Here is a 20,365-nt window from a genome sequence, read left to right on the forward strand (position 1 = left end):
ATCTAATACAACTGCTTGCCTACTGCCATGACTTTTTTCACCAGCTTTTTGTGGGTGACGCCGTTGACCAGAAATACGGTATGTTGGGTTTGTTGCAGGGTTTCGAGCAAGGTTTGCTGCAAGCGTTCCTCATTCATGATGAAGCCTTTGATTTTTACCGCGAGCACGAATACCGGCTCATGGGGGAAATTGCGTACCTGTTTTTGTGCTACCCAGACTTCGCTGACGTGTTGATGGCGGTTGAGTGCGCCGATCAGTTCGCGCTCGAAGTCATAGCCGCCGTTTTCCACCACTTCCGGGAAGATTAGCATGTCTACATCGTCGATCTGGGCGCGTTCTTGTTGGGCTTCGTGCATCATCTCATTGGCGGCTTCCAGCTTGATCAGCCATGTGCTGGCTTGCTGTGGCTGTTGATGGAGGGTGTAATAACGCCAGCATTCATCGGCAGCATAGACCCGCAAGGCCGGGTTTTTCATGGCTTGCTCAAGATGACGGATACCACCGGGGTCATTCTGTGCCAGCAATAACCGCCCGATGGCAAGGTCGGCGGCGCTGTCGTCTGGGTATTCGGCGGCGTATTGCAGGTACAGGGAAAGTGCATCCTGATCTGGTTGGTATTGTTCCGTCAGGCTGGCGAGTTGCCAACGCTCATCGGCCGTCAGGGTGTGGTCATCACGCTCGCTCAGGGTGGCAATGGTGTGCTGAGCTGTTTGGGCGCGTTGGTAAAAGTTCTCCCATTGGGCGCTGTTGTCGTTGACCCATTGCTGGTCGAAATGCTGGATGACGCGCTTGATGCCGCTGCCGAGCCACTGGATGGCTTTGCTGTCATCGGATTCGGCTTTTAACCCGGTGGCTTTGAGGGCTTTGAGACGTTCCATCAGCGAAGGGTGAGTATCTGCCGGGTCGGTTTTGCGGGTCAGCACGGTATGTAAGTGGCGCTTGAAGGCTTCATGCTGCGGTTGCGGCTGTTGGTAGAATTGTTGCAATTGGCTATACGTGGCTTGATCGGCGTGTGCTTGCGTATGGGCTTTGCGGTAAAACGGCTTCCAGAATTGTTCCCCGGTGAACGCGTCGTAGACATGGACAGCCACCAGCGCGGAAGCAGCCGTGTCGGGTGAGGTCAGTTTGCCCGCCAGCGCATCGGCTTCGTATTCGTTGTCACGCGCTAACACGTAGGAATAACCCGCAAAATAGGGGGCATACCAGTTCAAAAAACGCCGTATCAGCCCGGTTCCCCACGCATTGGTTTGCTGGAAGGCTTGACTGACTTGTGTCCAGCTTTGGCGCACGCGGTAGATCCAGCCCGCAAATTTGCTGTGATTGCCGGAAAGGTGCGCCAACTCATGTGCCAATACTGCCCGTGTTTGGGAAGGGGAAAGCGCCAGCAACAGTTCCAGCCCGAGAATCAGGGTGTTGTGGTAGGGGCCGATAATGCCCAGACGCGGGGTTTGGGCAATGGCGGCATTCATCGCCGGGGTGAGGATGATGCTGTGAATTGGCGGTGTTGCCAGTTGCTGGCTTAATGCCCTGACTTCTGCCCAGAGTTGCGGAAAATCGGTTGGTTGCAGCTCATAGCCAGTAGGCGCAGGGATACGCACCAACAGTGAACGCCCCAGCACCCAGATCAGGCCACCCAGCACCACAATCAACTTGCTTTTGAACAGCAGCAACAGTACGGCAGAACTGGTGAAGGCCAGCCAGACGGTTCCACCAGCAAGCGCCAGCAACAAGGCGAATAGCCCGATGATAACGCCGTACCCCAGCAAGGCCAGCCATTGCAGGCGGCGTTTGTAGGCAGCGGGGTGTTGTGTAATTTCCTGCTCGGCGCGATGCACCAAATCTTCAAATTGTTGACGGTATTCGGTCGAGGTTTTCATGCTGGGGCGGCTGTATTTATTGGGGTTATTAATAGATTGACTTCCTCCCCTCCCTAAAGGAAGGGGATTCCTAATTCATCGAGAACAGGACAACGACACCGAAATGCCATCACCACTAACATTCTCTCCAAAGGCTAACACCGCTAGTCCGGCGGCTAAAATGTTTACCGCTGCATTCACGTCACGGTCATGGGTTGCGCCACATTCGGGGCACTCCCAAGACCGCACATCCAGCGGCATGTTTTCTTTCACAAACCCGCAACAGGAACAACGTTTGCTGGACGGGAAAAACCGCCCGATCTCAACGTATGTCCTGCCAGACCAACCAGACTTGTATTCAAGCTGTCGGGTAAATTCGCCCCAGCTTGCATCAGCAATGTGTTTGGCTAGTTTCGGGTTCTTTATCATGTTCTTCACAGCAAGATTTTCAGCACAGATCACTTGGTTCTCGTTAACTAATCTGCGGGACAACTTGTGCAAGTTGTCCGAACGGCAATCGGAGATTTTCGCGTGAACACGGGCAACCTTGCGTTTAGCTTTCAACCTGTTCTTGCTACCGAGTTTTTTCTTGGCAAGACGGCGTTGATACTTCGCCAGTTTAACCGCGTGTTGGGCGGTATGACGGGGATTGCCGGACTTGAAGCCGTTGCTAGTGACGAACAAATCCTTGATGCCCACGTCAATGCCCACCTTTTTATCGGTGACAGGCAACAACGTGGGTTCAAATTCACACAGGCAAGACACGAAGTAGCGTCCGGCCTGATCTTTGGAAACAGTAACGGTGGTAGGGTCAGCAGGAAGCTGACGGCTCCACTTGATAGCCAACGGCTTGTCACACTTAGCCAGTTTCAGTTCACCGTTTTTAAAGGTGAAAGCTCGGTAAGTAAACTCTGCCGACTGGCGGTGTTTTTTGGATTTGAAGACAGGGTATTTTGCCCTGCCTTCAAAGAAGTTCTTGAATGCGGTTTGCTGGTTCCGCAAGCATTGTTGCAGCGGAACACTGGAAACATCATTCAGGAACAGGGACACAGGGAGCTTCTTGATGGCGGTCAATCTGGCGTTTGCGCCCGTATAACCGACTTTTTCCTGAGACTGGTAATACGCATCAGTGCGGTAACGCAAGATGCTGTTGTACACGTAACGCACACATCCGAACGTCTGAGCCAGCAGCTTTTCTTGCTGCTGGTCAGGGTAGAATCGGAATTTATAGGCGCGTTTCGTTTTCATGTTTCACCTTTTACTACATATCATGTGAAAGTTAAATAACTAAAGGTAGCCTAACGAAAAGAGGAGCGAGAACAGGGTCGGCTAACGCCGACGTGCTATCCCTCCCCGACCTAAAGGACGGGGTATCTCGCGCAAGATAGATGAAGTCTAGCAAAGGTTTGTTTAAACGCGGCAATTTTTCGGATTGAAGGCACTAAATAGAGAGCCGCCTTATGTTATTTTCCACGATGCGACCTTGTTGCACATGACGAATGAATGCCCGCAAACCTTGGAGGCGATGCGGGGTATTGCCGGTATTGGCGAACGCAAACTTACGCAGTATGGGCAGGCGTTTTTGGCGGTGGTGTTGGAGAGTTAACCCTTAATGGCAGCAAATAGGCTATCGACAGAATAAGATTGTTGCCATGCCTGACGGTCTAGCGTGTAGTTGCCGTGGCCTTTGTCGTATTGCTGCATGAAGCGGATTAGCCCGACTACGCCAAGGCTGTTGCGCAGGGCTTGGAGTGCTTGCCGCTGGATTTCTTGTTCGGTGAGATAATTTCTTTTCATGTTCAGTAGTATAGTAAAGAAGGCAGCAGATAGATCGAAGTGAAAATCCCTCTTGCCCCTCGCCCCTTGAGGGAGAGGGGTTGGGGTGAGGGGTTCTTACTGCAACCCCTCCAACAACAAAACCAACTCCGCCGCCAAGTCATACTTCAACCCCTCATCCTCCGCCAAATCCCGCTCCCCGGCGATAATCGCTTGCAGCTTGTGCAGGAAGTTTTTGTTGTCTTGCCAATCTTCACGTTCAAGCAATTGCCCGATTACCTGACCAATCTCCGCCGTATCCCCCTGCTGTATCGCCAGCCCCACTGCCAAAGCCAAACGCCCGCCGCTTTCATGATTCTCCCCTCCATCCCGCCGATACGCCAGAAATGTTGCCAGTGCCTTTTGCCGTGCATCATTGGCTGCTGGTGGATTGCCGCTGGCTTGTTCCAGATCGTGTAGGATGTTCCATGTTAGCCAAGGTTGAGCCGTATGACCAAATGCCTGCCCACACTCAATCGCCCTCAACAGTTCCGGGCGGGCTTCGTCATAGCATTGGATTTTGATCAAGGTATCCGCGAGGTTGCTACGCCGAGTCCCTTCCTTGAATTTATCGCCAATTGCAACAGCAATATCCGCTGCCTGCCGATGAAAACTCACTGCCTGTTCCGCACGATTCCATGCATCATAAAGATTACCCAGTTCATCTAAGCTACTCGCTTCATCTGATTTATTGCCTTGCTGGCTGAATATCGACATGGATCGCCGATATGCTTTCTCAGCCTGTGCAAAATCGCCTGCCATCCTGTACGTCATCCCGATCTGATGCCAAACCGTTGCTTCTGTACCCAGTTCACCCAGTTGCTGGAACAGTACCAATGCTTGCCGATAGTCTTGTAGGGCATCGGCATAGTGTTTTTGATCTTTGCGTACCGTAGCAAGCCGACTTTTGTTAGCCGCAACATCTCGTGTATCTTCCCGTTTTTCAGCACGTTTAATGCCTTCCTCATATGTCGCTGCCGCAGCTTCCAATTGTCCCAAGTCTTGCAGGCAATCACCCTGTTCCGTCAAAGCTACTGAAGCCATCCTTGCTCCGCTTTCCCCCAATGCTTCAAAACGCTGTCGCGCTTCTCGCAAATAGGGCAAGGCTTGTGTGGATGCACCGCCTGTATTCAATATTTGTCCGACTAACTTGATTGCTAGTGCCAGATCGTAATCCGCTCCAGCATACGCCTGTTCCCCAGCCTGCTGGCACTGTTTCAACAAGGTTCGTGCTGCCTGAAAAGCGGCTTGTATATCGCCTTGTTGCAACAGGCGTTCAAGGTTCATGCCTTCACTTTGAAAGCGGGCATTGCTCCACTCACCAAGAGCCTGCACTGCCTGCGTCCGCCATGCAACCACCTGAGCTAGAGCCAGCGGTTGATGCAGGTATTCAAGCAGTTGCTCAATATTGCCTGCTTTACCAACCATCACTTCCGCCGTCACATTTCCGGTTTGTAAATCTGCCCCCAGCGTTTGTAGATAAGTCATCAGGTTGGTCAGTTCCAGTTGGGTGAGTTGTGATTGCAGTTTGGTATCTTTGAACTTCTGTTGATAGAGAAAATCCACCAGTTCCCCCATCACTTCCCGCCAGCGTTGCCGATAGCCCTCGCGTTGTTGCACTGTCAGCTCTAAATCAAGTGTCGCAGGCAAGGCGGGATCAAGGCGAATGTAGCCGTAGTCGCCGATGGGTTGTGCCAGACCAACCTGAATCATCTCTTGAATGATGGTAGTGATTTGGTTTCCCTCCACATTCAAAACATACGCCATATTTGTAGAGCTGCTGCCATCCTGAAACACTGCCAACCCCGCAATCTGCTCGCGCACTTCCGGCGACAGCCGCCGCAGGGAGAGTTCGACGCTGGCGAACAGCGACAGTTCGCGCTGCCCCGGATGGCGTTGTTCCAGTTCCTGCATGATTGCCCGCACATTCGCGGTGGTCGCCTTCATCCCGCGCTGTGCCAGTTCCCGCGCCAGCAGCACCAATGCCCGCGCATGGCAACCGACCGAACCCACCAGATCGTCTACTTCCTGTGGCGTATTGCCCTGATCATCATGGCGCAGGTGCAAGCCTTCGTTGTTCATCACCTGCATCACCAACGCCTTGGCATCCGTCACGCTCAACGCCCCCAGCACAATCTCGCGGGCGGTGTGGTGGAACGGCGCGGGGAGTGGTTCGCGGGTAGTAAACAGGAGGTGGGGGTGAGGGAGCAGCTTTGCCAATACCCCCAACACCGCCCCCACATTCCCCCCATCCGCCAACAACGCCTCCACATTATCCACCACAATCAACACGCGCTCGTTTTCCAGCACCCGCCGGATTGCCTGCAAGGCTTTATCGGTGTCGCTGGCGTATTCCGCTGCAAAATTGTGATTCGCGTTCACCAATTGCTGGAGCAGTTGTTCCAGCACGTAGTCGGGGTGGGTGTACTGCTCGACGCTGACGAAGGCGCACCGCTCGAAGCGACGGCTTTGCACCAGCCACCGCGCCAACTCCACCGCCAGCGTGGTTTTGCCTTCGCCTCCTCGTCCCCGGATTACTGCATAAGGTTGTTGTTCCAGCAGGCGTTCCACGGTCAATAATTCGCGGCTACGTCCAACAAACTTGTATTCGTGTTCTGGTAACTTACCAAGCCGCGTCTGGCGTTGTTGCGCCGTCATCAATTGCGCGGTGGCGGATGGCAGCCGTGCGAACAACTGCGGGTCGTGCTGTTCCTGATACAGGATCGGCACAAACCAGTCCTGCAAGTGCAAATCGCCCGCGCCCGCAATCGGCAGGCGGAAGGTGTCGCGCATCAATTCCGTTTGCCCCGCCAGCATTGCCTTGCCAATGCGTTGCCCCTCCGCCAAGGTGCGGTAAAACTGCGTGACGAAACGCCGCGCCGTTGCCACCAGCACGCTGTGGGTCATGGCCACCACCGAGGTAATGCCTTCTTCCAGCAATTTGGCGGCAACCGAGGCGCTGGGGTCGGTATCGGTCTGCGCGGTTTGGCAGGCTTCGAGGAACACCAGCGGAATGCGGTAATCGCGCAACAGCACCGCCAGCGTGTCGGCGTGTACCAATTGCATCCGCCGGTTTTTCAACTCATGGCTATCCTGCGGGTCTTCAAAACACAACGCACCCAGCCCATACTGCTGGTCATAAATCCCGTGACCATCGAAATGGACGACGTGATAGGGTTCGCCCGCCTCACTGGCACGGCGCAATGCCTGTTCCAGTGCGCCTAAAGTCGGTGGTGTCAACACGCTCACTTGCACCAACTCGCCAAGGGTTGCTACCCCATCCACCAGCGGCAAGGCACTGGCACGGTGGTCGATATAACCCACGCCATCCTGTTCCGGGCGCGGACTCAGCAGCAAAATGCGGATCGGTAACTGGGTAATACTGGGCGGTTGCTGCGCGTAATTGGGCAACCGCCGCCGGATGCGCACCGGGTGTTTGCCCTCACTGACATAGCCTTTGCCATCGTGCAGCAACTCCCACGGCAGGCTTTGCAAGCGGCTGGCAGCGGTATTGGCATTGGCTTTTTCCGCATCGCTGGCATCCTCCAGCAACGCCGTTTCCACCAGCACGGAAAACAGGCGTTCGGATTCGGTGCGGGTGTTATGCCAAGCCGCTTTCACCGCCTGACATTCGGGCTTCTCCAACACGGCGGCGGATAGCTTCGCGCCCCATTGCGGCAATTGCGCTTCGGTACGTTGCGCCCGTTCGCGGAACAAGCCGACAGGCCATTGGTAATAGTCTTCCAGATACCAGCGCAGTTCATCCTGCTCAATCTGTCCGATGGGGGCGGTGAAGCGGAACGGGCGGCTGGTGACTTCGCGTTCTTTGCTGAGGTCGGCGGGGGTGTAGATCAGGGTTGCGCGGGCGCTGAGTTGTTCGCCGCCATCGGCGTTGTGCGTCATGCTGGGTTCGGTGAGTTCCAGCAGCAATTCGGCAACGGGTTTGTTTTCGACTTGTTGTTCCTGTGGCAAATCGTCGGGTAGGCGTTCGCCAAGGGCGGCGAGGATGCGCGGCATCGCTTCCTGCAATTTGCCGACTTCCAGCTCGATCTTTTCGCCAGCAGGCTCTTCCGTGAAATAGCGTTTCAGGGCTTTGGGCGTAATGCCGGGGAGCATCAGTGGAATCACGCGGTAATCGGCACGTTCCTTTTCGACCTGTTCCGCCAGTTCAATCTCGTCGAATACCCAGTCTGAATTGATGGTCTGCGGGCTGATCACCACCAGCACATGGCAGGCGGTGCGGATGGCTTCGGCAACTTCAGGCCAAAGTTTGTCGCCGCCGCGTAAGTTCTGCGAATCAACCCAAACGTTAAGGTGGTGGAGATCCAGCTTTTCACGCAGTTCCTTGACGAAAGCATCGTCAGCAGTCGCGTGGGAAATGAAGATGTGTTTGCCCAAAGTCGTTGACGACATGTGTAAGCCCCGTGTGCCGTAGTTTACAGCAGTATAGCAGAGGAGGGCGTATTGCATACGCCCTCTTCGTTCAGGGTTGTGTCATGGCAGGCAGCAAATTCGCCAAATTAACAAAATCTTCCACCGACAAGGTTTCAGCGCGTCGCACCGGATCAATCCCCACGCTTTCAATCTGTTCCACCGTCAGCAAGTCTTTCAACGTGTTGCGCAAGGTCTTGCGCCGCTGGGCAAAGGCTTGCTTTACCAGCTTTTCAAACTGTTCGGCATCGTTGGCGATAAAGGGTTGTGTCGCCCACGGTTTGAGGTACACCACCGCCGAATCGACCTTGGGAGGCGGGGTAAACGCGCCGGGGCCAATCTTCAACAGGTAATGTGGTTCGCAGTAGTATTGGACCATCACTGAGAGTCGCCCGTAATGGGCGCTGTCCGGTTCGGCGGTGAGCCGGTCGACCACTTCCTTTTGCAGCATGAACAGCATGTCGCGGATGTGTTCGCGGTGTTCCAGAAAGTGGAAAATCAGCGGGGTGGAAATGTTGTAAGGCAGGTTGCCGATAATGCGCAGCGTGTCGCCGTCCCCGCGTAGGCCGGGGATGTCGAGCTTGAGTGCATCTTGGGCGTGAATGTGCAATTTGCCTTGGGCTTGCGGCTGTTCTTGCCACCATGCAATCACGTCGCGGTCGATTTCGACGACATCGAGACGGGGCAGCAATTCGAGCAGCGGGAAGGTGAGTGCGCCGGGGCCGGGGCCGATTTCCACTACGTGATCAGTGGGTTGCAGGTTCACGGCGCGGAGCATGTTGTCGATGACGTTGCGGTCGTGCAGAAAATGCTGACCGAAACGCTTTTTGGCTTGTTGGTGGTACTGGCTCACTGTTGTTCCAATATTTTGAGTTCGACCCGACGGTTTTGCGCTTTACCATCAGGCGTGGCGTTGTCCGCAAGCGGGGTGTTGGGGCCGTAGCCTTTGGCGCTGAGCAACTCGGCTTTGATACCTTTTTCTACCAGATATTTCATCACGGCTTCAGCGCGGGATTGGGATAGCTTTTCGTTGGCTAGCGTGTCGCCGCTGCTGTCGGTGTGACCGCCTACTTCGATGTTCAGTTCGGGATGTTTGTTCAGGGTGATGGCGGCTTCGTCGAGAATGGGCAGGGAGTTCGCCGTTAGCACCGCAGAGCCGGTTTCAAAGTTGACACCTTTGAGGTTGATGTTTTCGGTTTTGGAGCAGCCAACCTGATTGACTTCGGTATTGGCGGCGGTCTTAGGGCAGAGATCCTCAGCGTCGGCAATGCCGTCTTGGTCGGCATCAGGGATGGCATCACAACCGTTGTCAGCGACTTTGACGCCTTCCTTGGTGTCGAGGCATTTGTCGGCGTCGTCAGGCACGCTGTCGCTGTCTTTCGGAGGTTCGCAGCCAGCCGCATCCACGCTGACACCTGCTGCGCTGTCAGGGCATTTATCGAATTTGTCAGGAATGCCGTCGGCATCGCTGTCTTTGGTTTCGTTTTCCAGAGCATTGGCAAGTTGTTGTTTTTCTTTGGCAAAACGTTGCTTCTCGCTTTCGATCTCGCTTTTTTCAGCCTTGCAGCTTTCCAGTTCAGCTTTTTTAACGCTCTCTGCCAATTCGCCTTTTAGGGCATTTAACTGGCTTTCGAGGTCGCCTTTGCCTTTGCTGGCGTCTTCAAGCTGCTTGCGGAGTTCGGCAATGGTTTTTTCCTGAAGCGACAGGGTTTCCTGTGCTTTGCTTTCCAGATCAGTTTGTTGCTGGCGCAGGCTGCTGAGGCTTTTGTTGAGCGCGTCGATTTGCTGAGTATTGGTGTTCTGGGTGGTGGTGGTTTGAGTGGTAGCCTGAGTGTTGGCAGGGCTGCCGGTCAGGTAATTGCTGCTGCGGTAGCCATAGCCTATATTGGGCCAGTTGAACGTTGGAAAGCTGGGCATCACCATTGGTGATGGTGTGGGGGGGGGTATCATTGACCCCGGCGCGAAATATTGTGTAGGGTTATAGTAATGCTGTTGTTGTGACCCTGTGGTATAGGGTTGGGTGTAATAAGTGGTAGCTGCCGGTGTGGTGGGGTAACGGTAAGTCGTGGTTGGGCTGACAGCCGTTCCGCTGGTGGTCGCGGTGATGTCAGCCTGAGGGTAAACGTAAATGCCCGCTGCGCTATTGCCAGTGGTATTGCCTGTTACTGCGGTGGTTGTGCCGCCATTTTGCGGGTAAACGTAAGTGCCTGTGATACCCATTCCTGTTGGCGTCGTGGTGGTTGTATGACTACCCGCCGGTTGGGTATAACTATAGGTTTGTTGCTGAGTAGTGGTGACACCATCGCTGCTGGTATTAGTGTCATCAGGTGGCAGGACACTGGGGTCAGGGAACTGTGGTGTTTCCGCGTAAGCAGAGGCTGACAGGGCAGACAGCATCGTCAAACTGGCAATAAGTTTGTGCATGAGTGAGCCTCTATCAAAAAACACGCTGGGCATTATTACGTGAATCGTTAAACTCTGCCACCGATAGACAAATCGCGCCGTGCTGCCGAAATCGTGATAGTAAACCCTGCGATGACATCCAGAAAGGCCATCCCGGTCAGGATCAGAAAGACGGAGTTTCCCGCCCACTCGTAAATCAGCCAAGCTGTCAGGTAGAAAATCAGTACGAAGGTTGAGAGTAAATGGTCAATAATGGTGACTTCTGAGGTACGGGTGGATTTGAAGAGCTCAACGTACAGGAAAATGACACCCAACAATACCATGAAGTCACCCCAGGTGGGCTTCCATAATGCGCCAGAGGGCAAATACAGGTGAAACAGCACGTGATTAAGGCCGTTAGGAAACAGGCTAACCTTGACCGCTAACCAGTAGATCACTAGTAAAATCCCGAAAAAGGGAATGATTTGTATGGCTCGAAACATAACGGCTAGTTGTTCTCCATTTATTAACCTTGAAAAGTTCCGCTTATCCGTGCGTTGTTGGTTAGGCGGCAGAAACCTGCGTACAGTATACCGTGTGCCACAAAGTATAAACGAAGGGTTTTACTTCGTCAGGCTTAAAACACAAAATTGCGCAGATTCAGTCTGTTGACTAGGGATGTAGCAGGCTGATGCGTTCGTCGGAATATGTTGTGGTGCGTAAGCCGCACGGCATATAGTCGTTGTGATCATGTGACCCAATACCAATAATAAAGGCACGTAGACAGAGAGATCCAATGATGAATAATAAAAAAGTACTTTCCTCCAAATGGGCTATCCTACCATTACTGTTCTGTTCTGCCGCTGTTCTCGCAGGAGATGGCGGTTATAACGGGTCGTATGCTCAACTTCCACCTTCTGAAACATCCTCCCTGACGCTGGAAAATGATGCGGCACAGCTTGCGCCTAATAGCCTGAATCAGGCGCAAGCGCTGGGTCAGCAAAGCGATGGTTTTCTGGAAGATTCCACTGAAACCTCCAGCATCAATACCGGCTATGTAGGTGGCAATACCCGCATTGGCATCGGTATCGACAGCGAACTCAAAGGCAAGCTAGAAGCCACCCAGATGCTGTATGAAACTGACGGCAGTGCTACCATCGGGCAGGGCTATCTGGGTGTAAATCCCAAGGCCGACAAAGCTGCGGGTGAAGAAACCATGACAGGCGTAGGCGCAAAGCTGAGCCACCACTGGGTATCAGGTGACCCGAATAACGCTACGCACGTTAACAAAGTTTTCGGTGCTTATGACCAGAATGAACTGAAAGACAAAAAAGCCACGATCGGCTACGGCCAAGAAAATGCCAACCTGTTTTGGTCAGGTCATGTTAGCAAAGGGCTTTCCGATTCCCGTACGACTGCCACGCCGGGTGTGAGCGAAAAAGCCTATGACCTGGGTGTGGGTGGTCGTCTGGGTGCTTACTTGCCTGACCAGAAAGTGCGCGTACAAGGCGGTTTGGATTACGAATGGGGCAAAGACTTTGCCGATAGTGAAAAGCGCCCGACCCAAACAACCTTGACAGGTGGCGTTGAAAAATTCTTCCCGGATAGCCCGCACAGCATTGGCGCTGAAGTGGAGGTATACAAGAAAGCCGGGGGCGCGATGGCGTCTGAAGATGCTGAAGCGCGTGGTGGTGTTTCCTACCGTTACGACATCGGCAGCGAAGCGGGCGTTTGGCAGCCTGAGCAGCGTTATCGCCGTATCCGTACTGAAATTCCGGGTGAGCAAATCAAGCAGCCGCCCAAGATCGAGCGGAAGCTGGTCAAAAACACCATGGAGCTGGAATCCGATACCTTCTTCAAGCTGGATCGTGCGGAACTGACGCCTGAGGCGAAAACACGGATGCAAGCGGTGCTGGCGCAACTGCGGGCGTCGGGGCATGAGGGTAATATTCGTATTACGGGTAACACGTGTGATAAGGGTTCCGAAGTGCATAACCAGAAACTGTCTGAGCGCCGTGCTAGTGCCGTGCGTGATTTCATGATCAAAAATGGCTTCAATGGCGATGAGTTGCTGGCACAAGGTTTGGGTGAAACCCAGCCGAAATACCCGAATACTGATGCAGAAGGCCACAAAAACCGCCGGGTTGACATCGAATACGTCACGTACCAAAACGAATACAAGGATGAAGTGATTGAGCAGGGCGGAACCAGCACGACAGACCCGAAAGTGGTGTGGCGCAAGGAACTGATCCCTGAGCCACCTCTTTGGGTACGTCAGGCATTGCGCAACGTTGCTGACCACAAGCAAACGGTGGATACCTATAAAACCACGGCGGGTACAGGTGGCGCTTCCACCCCGAATGCACCTGTGGCAGTCAACGATACTGCGACCACCACCAGTGGAACGCCGGTGACCATTGATGTATTGGCGAATGACACTGACCCGAATGCTGATGTCTTGAGCATTGTCGGCTTCAATCAGGGCAGCAATGGCGTAGTGACACAGGTAGGTAATGAGCTGGTATATACATCAGAACCGGGCTTTATCGGCACGGATAGCTTCACTTACATTGTTACCGATCCTGCGGGCAACCAAAGTACCGCAACGGTGACAGTGACCGTAGTGGCGGCTACCTCGAACGCACCCGTGGCAGTCAACGATAGCGCGACCACCACCAGTGGAACGCCGGTGACCATTGATGTATTGGCGAATGACACTGACCCGAATGCTGATGTCTTGAGCATTGCCAGCTTCAATCAGGGAGATAATGGCGCAGTGACACAAGTGGGTAATGAGTTGGCGTATACGCCCGTACCCGGCTTTACCGGCACGGATAGCTTCACTTACATTGTTACCGACCCTGCGGGCAACCAAAGTACCGCAACGGTGACAGTGACCGTGGTGGCGGCTACCTCGAACGCACCCGTGACAGTCAACGATAGCGCGACCACCACCAGTGGAACACCGGTGACCATTGATGTATTGGCGAATGATACAGACCCGAATGCTGATGTCTTGAGCATTACCAGCTTCAATCAGGGAGATAATGGCGCAGTGACACAAGTGGGTAATGAGCTGGTGTATACGCCCGTAGCGGATTTTACCGGCACGGATAGCTTCACTTACATTGTTACCGACCCTGCGGGCAACCAAAGTACCGGAACGGTGACAGTGACCGTGGTGGCGGCTACCTCGAACGCACCCGTGACAGTCAACGATAGCGCGACCACCACCAGTGAAACACCGGTGACCATTGATGTATTGGCGAATGATACAGACCCGAATGCTGATGTCTTGAGCATTGCCAGCTTCAATCAGGGAGATAATGGCGCAGTGACACAAGTGGGTAATGAGCTGGTGTATACGCCCGTAGCGGATTTTACCGGCACGGATAGCTTCACTTACATTGTTACCGATCCTGCGGGCAACCAAAGTACCGGAACGGTGACAGTGACCGTGGTGGTAGCTACCTCGAACGCACCTGTGGCAGTCAACGATAGCGCGACCACCACCAGTGGAACGCCGGTGGCCATTGATGTATTGGCGAATGATACTGATCCGAATGGTGATGTCTTGAGCATTGCCAGCTTCAATCAGGGAGACAATGGTGCGGTGACACAAGTGGGTAATGAGCTGGTATATACGCCCGTAGCGGGCTTTACCGGCGCAGATAGCTTCACTTACACCGTTACCGACCCTGCGGGCAATGGTACTGAGGCGACAGCGATCATTACTGTGACCAGCGTAACGCTTAACACACCAGTTGCTAACGTGGATCAGGTGGAAACCATGCAGAATACCCCAGTGACCATCATGGTGCTGGATAATGATACGGATCCCAATGGCGATACCCTGAGTATTTCAGCGGTTGGTTTAGAAGCGGCTCACGGTACAGCCAAGCAAAACGGTAGCAGCATTGTCTATACGCCAGATACTGGTTTTACGGGTGATGACAAGTTTACCTACACCATTACGAATAGCGACGGTAACACTGCAAAGACGGATGTTTTTGTGAAAATCAATGCGTCCGGCGGCAACTTGAGTACAGTCAATGACCTGTACACGGTTGACATGAACAGCAGTAATAACCTTTTCGATGTCATCAGCAATGATGAGGTACCTGCGACGGGGGCGACGGTTTCCATCGTAATAGCGCCTGGTAATGGTTCAGCCAGTGTTGTGGATAACAAAGTGGTGTATACCCCAGCGGCTAATTTCTCGGGTTTGGATAAGTTAAAGTATCGCTTAACGGATGATCGTGGTTTTACCTCAGAAACGTTTGTGGACATCACGGTGAGTGGCACAACCAACCCCGGTAATCTGGTTCTCAAAGATGATTATCTGTTGATTGCCCTCAACAATACGGTGACCCAAACCTTGCCTGTCTTGGCTAACGATGTAGGTGATGGGTTGGAAATCATCAGCGTCAGCACGCCGCGTTATGGCACGGCAGTGGTTAGCGCAGATGGCAAGTCCATCCGCTACACCTTGCGCAGTGGTTACTGTAATGATCATTCTTTTACCTACGTCGTGAAGGACAAGTATGGCAACCAAGCACAAGCAACGGTAGTGATCGACGTGTTGCCTGCTAATGTGAGTGATCCGAATAGCCCACCGGCTTAATTCGTACCTTTCACTTCAGGAAGGCCGCAGTGGTAACGCTGCGGCCTTTTTTATTCGCAGTCCTGAAGTTCAACACCATCATAAAAACATGCGATTTCCAGTGTTTGTCCAACCGATTCCAGTTTTAGCGTATTCGTCAACTGGCGGTATTCGTGCAAATGCCATTCATACGTACCGATGCGCTGGTAGTGTTCGACCAAGACCCTTTCCGAGTCGATCAGCACATAATCTTGCAAGCTGGGGATGGAGCGATAGTGCATGAATTTGTCGCCACGGTCATAGCTGCGGGTGCTGGGGGAAAGCACTTCGACGATCAGTACCGGATTCAGCAGGGTGCGGTTGTTATCGGTCAATTCGGGGGCGTGGCAATAGACCGAGGTATCCGGGTAAGTGTCTAGCCCTGATGGTGTGGATACCCGCATATCGCTGTTCATCGGTTGGCACGGTTTGCCGCGCAAGCGTACCGCGAGTTCAGTAGTCACATTCAAGCCGATGCGGGCGTGTTGGTAAGTGCCGCCTGCCATTGCAAACATTTGCCCACGGTAGAACTCGTGTTTTTCGGTTGCTGCTTCGTCTAATCGCAAGTAATCGTCACGGCTGATTTGGGTTTTGATGGCTTGCATGGTTGTCTCCACTGGGAAGGTTTGACTATACAGGCAATCGGCGGCGTTGCGCCATTTTCTGCGGTGTTGTCTGGCGGGGAAGTAGGTGCGGGCACAAAGTCGGGATGAGTTTTAGATGGCATATTTTTGTCTGTTAATTACTGTTTTTGTGATGATGGTCACTTTTTATCTGTGAAGCTTTTGTTAAGATCGGTGGTATTAGGGACACTTGTGATGAGTGAGGGCTTTGAAAATGTTGGACTATAAAAAATGCGGGGCGAATGAAATAACAAGTCTCCGCTCATTCAATAAGCAGATGCTTGCTGTATTGTTATTGCCTGAATGCTTTTCAATAGACCGTTAGAACATCATGTTAACTAAAGAGAAAATAGAGAAACCAAGAACTCCAAAAGAATTAAGAGAGTTTGTGAATAGCCATATACAAAGTGCAAAAAGCAACAAAAGTGAACGTCACAAAGCTTTTTTAAAGAAAGGAATTTATAAGGAATTCATTGACGAATTAATACCATTCAGTATATTTTGTAATCTGTATTACCCATTGAATGATGTGGAGATAAGTTTAATTATAGGAAGTCAATCCTATGATGCAACTGTAAAGAAAAAGTAACTACTCAGTCTATCCGAAAACCGCTCTGAGGGACTCAAACGGATTTCGTTCCTGAAGTTTGTCAGTTTCCCACACAGAACGAATGACACAAAAAGCATCAGCACCGCCCATTGCCCGGAATCCACCCGCCACCTTGAGTTTGACTTTGACGGGTCGAACAGCTCGTTCAGCCAGATTGTTGTCAAACGGTACGTCAAACCGCTGAATGAATCGCAACACCGAATCCTTGAAATCGCGCAGACGGCATAACAAGTTTCTGGCAGGGTCTTGTTTGGCTTTACCTTGTTTAGTAGGGCTGGTTTTGGGTTGTTCGGGGAAAATCAACAGTCCGTGGTTCAGCCATTGGTCATAACGCTGCTCCACGTCGGCAATTTGCTCCGGCGACAGTGACGTTTGTTGTACTGCTTTTGCCTGTGCCACGGCTGTTTTGGCATCAATCAAGACTTGTTTGAGTTGTGCTGGCCATTGATGCTTGAGGGTTTCATCAAAGTAGTTCAACTCCCGCAGCAGATGCGTTACGCAAAGGCTGTGTACCACATGATCAAAGCGGAAATAAGGTTTCCAATGATCATGAACCGCAACGCCTTGAAATACCGGTAGGATTCCCGCCGCCGTCATTGCCTCCTGTCCGCGCCGTGCATGGGCAGTGTAGTAAACGGCTTCCGGGGTGGCTGCCACATGCAGCCATTGGGTCTTGCCTTGCGCTCGGATACCACTTTCATCAAAGTTCGCCACGGCACTGCTGCTGATGGTGTCCCGAATGTCCGTGTACGTTGTCGCAAGGTTTTCACTCGCCTGACCGATCCAGCGTTGCACACTGCCATCGGAAGGCTTGACTCCGTATTGGTCGGACACAATCTCCGTTACCCGTGACAGCGAAATGAAGTGACCTTGTACTAAACCCACCGTATAGGCTTTCAGACGTGCGCCGTAACTGATGTAAGGCGGCAGGGACGTTGGGAACTTGCCTTTATGAACGTTGCCGCAGCTACAAGTGCCAATGAGTTGGCGGTATTCTGTCACCACGATTTGCGGAGCCGGGATGTCCCATTGCTGGCGGCGTTCACCTGTGTCGAGCAGGGCTTCGGACAAGGGTAAGCCGCATTCACAATGCCCTTCGATACCATAATGTTCCACATGATCAGGCGATGGGTGCATCATGAGGCTATGGCCCTTGTGACCCGGTTGCCCGCCTTTAGGGCGTTGCCCTAGCTGGCGGGGCTGTGCGGGCTGGCGTTTCAGTCCATCCGATGACGGCGGTTTATGCGAGTTCTTGCTGTTTTTGTTGGCCTGTGATTCCAGTTCATTCACGCGGGCAGTCAACTGATCAATGCGCTCAAATAGCATCAATACCAACTCCACCAAATCGGCGTGGCTTAACTGCTGGAGACTTTCTCGTGTCGGACGTGGGAGTTGGTTCATACGGGTAGCATAGCTGATTTTTCAGGAGACTGAGTAGTTACGATTTTTAATGACTTTTCGACGACGAATGCTACAAAAGTCCTTGTCTCTGGGCGATTTACTTCCTGTCATATAGTCGTGTTTTCATGTTGTTTTGATTAAAATTACTTAAATTTGGAATATCTAAAATAAACAAAATCACTCTCACATTTATCTCTCTGCTATGCTCTTCCAGCATCGCCCTAGCAAACTCTGCCTGCGATGCGCCGAAAAACGATTTCGACGGTTTATATTGCTTGAACAAGGTTTACCAAGAAGCCGATAAAGAACTCAATGAGAATTACAAAAAGCTCAAAGGCAAATTGGATAGCGAAGGCAAAGACCTTCTCAAATCCGGTCAATTGGCATGGATCGAAGACAGAAATTCCAGTTGCTCAAGACGTGAAGGCGATGAGTTTTTCGTTAATCTGGAGTGTGCGACGAATACCACCATCGAACGCTCGCAGTTTTTGCAAGACCGTATTCGTGAGTGTGTGAGTGCTGGCTGCCAAAACAGCAAGCTCTAAATTGCTTTGAAATTTATGGCTATTTTTGGTATTATTGTGGCTATAGTTTCTCGGCAATGAGGTGTTTCCATGTCAGAAGCAGCGATTTCCACGCTCAAAAATCATTTGCCCGAATGGGTGCATTTAGCTGAAACGGGGCAAGATATTCACATTACCCGCCACGGTAAACCCGTTGCAGTGATGATTTCCCTAGCCAAGTACCAACACGCCTTCACGGGCGGGGCAACTATTGTCAGTGCCTTCCGTCGTTGGCGCGAACAATATCCTGATGCGCAAGGTTTTACGGATGCTGAGCAGGCACAAATGCACCAACGCACCCGTGAACCCTACCCTGAAACGACTTCGGTTTGGGATTGAGGTTGGTGATGCGCTATTTATTGGATACCAACGTCATTTCCGAACAGACTAAGCCACTACCGAATGCTGGCGTTATCCGCCGTTGGGAGTTGGATAGCATATTTGCGTGTACTTCCGCCACCGTCTGGCATGAACTCTGGCACGGGGTGCATTTGCTGGATGAAGGCAAACGCAAACAAGGTTTGGTCGGGGCATTAGAGATTTTAAAAGCGAGTGGTTTACAGATCCTTCCATTCTGTGAGCAAGCGGCTGAATGGTTAGCGTTGGAACGTGTTCGGCTCAAACGCTTAGGATTAACACCACCGAAGTACGACAGCGAAATTGCTGCCGTGGCAGTGGTGAACAACCTGATTCTGGTGACACGCAACGTGGATGATTTTGTGATGTTCAGTGGCTTGCGGGTGGAAAACTGGTTTGAGAACGTTAGGTAAAACGCTAACGCTCTCATACTAACGGTTTAACCCAACACCGGCTTCACGCGGCTCGCCGCTTCCGCCGCTCGCGCCCGCGCTTCATCCGTATCCTTACCCCGCGCTAACGCCACACCCATACGGCGACGTTCAAACGATACGGGCTTGCCGAACAGGCGGATGTCGCTTTCCGGCACTTGCAGCGCGTGTTCGACGCCTTCAAACGCGATGCCTTCCGCCTCCATGCCGCCGTAAATCACCGCACTTGCCCCGGTGGAATGCAGCGCCGTATTCACTGGCAAACCCAGAATGGCGCGGGCGTGTAGCTCAAATTCGTTCTGAAACTGCGTTGCCATCGTCACCATGCCGGTGTCGTGCGGGCGTGGGCTGACTTCCGAAAACCATACGTCGTCACCTTTGACGAATAATTCCACTCCGAACAGGCCACGTCCGCCGAGGTTGCCGGTGACTTTCGCGGCGATGTCTTGCGCTTTGGCGAGGGCGCTGTCGGTCATCGGTTGCGACTGCCAGCTTTCGACGTAATCGCCTTTGACCTGACGATGCCCGATGGGGGCGCAAAAGTGGGTTTCGATTGCGCCGTTCGCACCCACGGCACGCACGGTCAACAGGGTGATTTCGTAATCAAAGTGGATGCATTCTTCCACGATCACCCGCCCGTGATTGACGCGCCCGGCGGAAAGGGCGTATTCCCATGCATCAGCCACATCCGCTGCACTTTTCAGCATGGATTGGCCTTTGCCGGAAGAGGACATGACGGGTTTGACGAAACACGGGTAGCCCACATCATCAGCAGCGGCTTGCATTTCGGCAAGGCTGGAGGCGAAGTGGTAACGCGAGGTCGGTACGCCGAGTTCTTCCGCTGCCAGACGGCGGATGCCTTCGCGGTTCATGGTCAATTGCGTGGTGCGGGCGGTGGGGATGACTTCGGCAAGGCCAGCCGCTTCGATGGCGGCCAATTCATCGGTGGCAATCGCTTCGATTTCAGGCACGATCAAGTGCGGCTTTTCGGCTTCCACCAAGGCACGCAAGGCTGCCGGGTCGGCCATATTGATGCTGTGGAAACGGTGTGCCACTTGATGCCCCGGCGCATTCGGGTAACGGTCTACCGCGATCACTTCGACCCCTAAACGTTGCAGGGCGATGATGACTTCCTTACCAAGTTCGCCGCTGCCAAGCAGCATGACGCGGGTGGCTGAAGGGGAGAGCGGGGTTCCGATACGCATAGTATTCTCCGGGGCAACAAGTGGATGAAAATTCTGGAGAATAGCACAA

Annotated in this window: 16 protein-coding genes; 6 read left to right on the forward strand and 10 right to left on the reverse strand. The window is 52.9% G+C overall.

Translation table 11 applies throughout. The annotated features are described in order from the left end of the window. Positions 1-2: 2 nt before the first annotated feature. Together J9253_RS17635 and J9253_RS17640 are read right to left on the reverse strand one after the other, a co-directional pair. Positions 3-1,877 (reverse strand): M48 family metallopeptidase, encoded by a 1,875-nt coding sequence (locus tag J9253_RS17635; RefSeq protein WP_210222179.1) that lies wholly within the window; start codon positions 1,875-1,877, stop codon positions 3-5. A 75-nt stretch (positions 1,878-1,952) separates the two neighbouring features. Continuing rightward, positions 1,953-3,104, reverse strand: coding sequence for an RNA-guided endonuclease InsQ/TnpB family protein (locus J9253_RS17640; protein WP_210222180.1), 1,152 nt, complete (start codon positions 3,102-3,104; stop codon positions 1,953-1,955). 184 nt (positions 3,105-3,288) lie between these two features. Between J9253_RS17640 and J9253_RS17645 the strand changes: the two genes are divergently transcribed. Further along, on the forward strand, positions 3,289-3,462 hold the full coding sequence (locus J9253_RS17645) for an HRDC domain-containing protein (RefSeq protein WP_210222181.1): 174 nt from the start codon (positions 3,289-3,291) through the stop codon (positions 3,460-3,462). On the opposite strand, the gene J9253_RS17650 is transcribed toward J9253_RS17645, so the two are convergent. The 5 genes from J9253_RS17650 to J9253_RS17670 all read right to left on the reverse strand — a co-directional run bounded on the left by J9253_RS17650 (position 3,459) and on the right by J9253_RS17670 (position 10,942). Then, on the reverse strand, positions 3,459-3,653 hold the full coding sequence (locus J9253_RS17650; RefSeq protein ID WP_038140532.1) for a hypothetical protein: 195 nt from the start codon (positions 3,651-3,653) through the stop codon (positions 3,459-3,461). The two genes, J9253_RS17645 and J9253_RS17650, sit on opposite strands and share 4 nt — an antisense overlap. Positions 3,654-3,749: 96 nt before the next feature. Next, positions 3,750-8,084, reverse strand: a complete 4,335-nt coding sequence (locus J9253_RS17655) for a TIR domain-containing protein (protein WP_210222182.1) — start codon at positions 8,082-8,084, stop codon at positions 3,750-3,752. A gap of 70 nt (positions 8,085-8,154) precedes the next feature. Continuing rightward, a complete protein-coding gene (rsmA, locus tag J9253_RS17660) occupies positions 8,155-8,955 on the reverse strand; it encodes a 16S rRNA (adenine(1518)-N(6)/adenine(1519)-N(6))-dimethyltransferase RsmA (protein ID WP_210222183.1) in 801 nt (266 codons plus the stop codon). Further along, positions 8,952-10,526: an OmpA family protein gene (locus tag J9253_RS17665; RefSeq protein WP_210222184.1), complete on the reverse strand. Its 1,575-nt coding sequence runs from the start codon at positions 10,524-10,526 to the stop codon at positions 8,952-8,954. The genes rsmA and J9253_RS17665 overlap by 4 nt, the downstream gene beginning before the upstream one ends. A gap of 47 nt (positions 10,527-10,573) precedes the next feature. Beyond that, positions 10,574-10,942, reverse strand: a complete 369-nt coding sequence (locus J9253_RS17670; protein ID WP_228291419.1) for a hypothetical protein — start codon at positions 10,940-10,942, stop codon at positions 10,574-10,576. 338 nt (positions 10,943-11,280) lie between these two features. On the opposite strand from J9253_RS17670, the gene J9253_RS17675 reads away from it, so the two are divergent. After that, positions 11,281-15,108 (forward strand): Ig-like domain-containing protein, encoded by a 3,828-nt coding sequence (locus tag J9253_RS17675; RefSeq protein WP_210222186.1) that lies wholly within the window; start codon positions 11,281-11,283, stop codon positions 15,106-15,108. A gap of 50 nt (positions 15,109-15,158) precedes the next feature. Here the strand turns inward: J9253_RS17675 and J9253_RS17680 are convergent, their stop codons facing one another. Further along, on the reverse strand, positions 15,159-15,731 hold the full coding sequence (locus J9253_RS17680; RefSeq protein ID WP_210222187.1) for a Uma2 family endonuclease: 573 nt from the start codon (positions 15,729-15,731) through the stop codon (positions 15,159-15,161). 349 nt (positions 15,732-16,080) lie between these two features. Here J9253_RS17680 and J9253_RS17685 point away from each other — a divergent pair, with 349 nt between their 5' ends. After that, the gene (locus J9253_RS17685) at positions 16,081-16,338 is read left to right on the forward strand and encodes a hypothetical protein (RefSeq protein ID WP_210222188.1); all 258 of its coding nucleotides are present in this window, start codon (positions 16,081-16,083) and stop codon (positions 16,336-16,338) included. Positions 16,339-16,347: 9 nt separating this feature from the next. Here the strand turns inward: J9253_RS17685 and tnpC are convergent, their stop codons facing one another. Continuing rightward, positions 16,348-17,760 carry an IS66 family transposase gene (gene tnpC, locus J9253_RS17690; RefSeq protein WP_210222189.1) on the reverse strand — a complete coding sequence of 471 codons (1,413 nt, stop codon included), beginning with the start codon at positions 17,758-17,760 and terminating at the stop codon, positions 16,348-16,350. 215 nt (positions 17,761-17,975) lie between these two features. Here tnpC and J9253_RS17695 point away from each other — a divergent pair, with 215 nt between their 5' ends. The 3 genes from J9253_RS17695 to J9253_RS17705 all read left to right on the forward strand — a co-directional run bounded on the left by J9253_RS17695 (position 17,976) and on the right by J9253_RS17705 (position 19,093). Next, entirely contained in the window at positions 17,976-18,305 is a 330-nt protein-coding gene (locus J9253_RS17695; protein ID WP_407701799.1) for a lysozyme inhibitor LprI family protein, read from the forward strand. Positions 18,306-18,374: 69 nt separating this feature from the next. Next, the gene (locus tag J9253_RS17700) at positions 18,375-18,662 is read left to right on the forward strand and encodes a type II toxin-antitoxin system Phd/YefM family antitoxin (protein ID WP_207249778.1); all 288 of its coding nucleotides are present in this window, start codon (positions 18,375-18,377) and stop codon (positions 18,660-18,662) included. 8 nt (positions 18,663-18,670) lie between these two features. Next, a complete protein-coding gene (locus J9253_RS17705; protein ID WP_210222190.1) occupies positions 18,671-19,093 on the forward strand; it encodes a type II toxin-antitoxin system VapC family toxin in 423 nt (140 codons plus the stop codon). A gap of 26 nt (positions 19,094-19,119) precedes the next feature. Here the strand turns inward: J9253_RS17705 and purT are convergent, their stop codons facing one another. Beyond that, a complete protein-coding gene (gene purT, locus J9253_RS17710; protein WP_210222191.1) occupies positions 19,120-20,316 on the reverse strand; it encodes a formate-dependent phosphoribosylglycinamide formyltransferase in 1,197 nt (398 codons plus the stop codon). Positions 20,317-20,365: the final 49 nt, after the last annotated feature.

The organism is Thiothrix litoralis (assembly GCF_017901135.1).
GTDB classification, from domain to species: Bacteria; Pseudomonadota; Gammaproteobacteria; order Thiotrichales; family Thiotrichaceae; genus Thiothrix; species Thiothrix litoralis.

Excerpts from the sequence above, each read along its gene's own strand:
- J9253_RS17635 (WP_210222179.1), bottom strand. The coding sequence starts at position 1,877 with ATGAAAACCTCGACCGAATACCGTCAACAATTTGAAGATTTGGTGCAT.
- J9253_RS17640 (WP_210222180.1), bottom strand. The coding sequence starts at position 3,104 with ATGAAAACGAAACGCGCCTATAAATTCCGATTCTACCCTGACCAGCAG.
- J9253_RS17650 (WP_038140532.1), bottom strand. The coding sequence starts at position 3,653 with ATGAAAAGAAATTATCTCACCGAACAAGAAATCCAGCGGCAAGCACTC.
- J9253_RS17655 (WP_210222182.1), bottom strand. The coding sequence starts at position 8,084 with ATGTCGTCAACGACTTTGGGCAAACACATCTTCATTTCCCACGCGACT.
- J9253_RS17665 (WP_210222184.1), bottom strand. The coding sequence starts at position 10,526 with ATGCACAAACTTATTGCCAGTTTGACGATGCTGTCTGCCCTGTCAGCC.
- J9253_RS17675 (WP_210222186.1), top strand. The coding sequence starts at position 11,281 with ATGATGAATAATAAAAAAGTACTTTCCTCCAAATGGGCTATCCTACCA.
- J9253_RS17680 (WP_210222187.1), bottom strand. The coding sequence starts at position 15,731 with ATGCAAGCCATCAAAACCCAAATCAGCCGTGACGATTACTTGCGATTA.
- J9253_RS17685 (WP_210222188.1), top strand. The coding sequence starts at position 16,081 with ATGTTAACTAAAGAGAAAATAGAGAAACCAAGAACTCCAAAAGAATTA.
- tnpC (WP_210222189.1), bottom strand. The coding sequence starts at position 17,760 with ATGAACCAACTCCCACGTCCGACACGAGAAAGTCTCCAGCAGTTAAGC.
- J9253_RS17700 (WP_207249778.1), top strand. The coding sequence starts at position 18,375 with ATGTCAGAAGCAGCGATTTCCACGCTCAAAAATCATTTGCCCGAATGG.
- J9253_RS17705 (WP_210222190.1), top strand. The coding sequence starts at position 18,671 with ATGCGCTATTTATTGGATACCAACGTCATTTCCGAACAGACTAAGCCA.
- purT (WP_210222191.1), bottom strand. The coding sequence starts at position 20,316 with ATGCGTATCGGAACCCCGCTCTCCCCTTCAGCCACCCGCGTCATGCTG.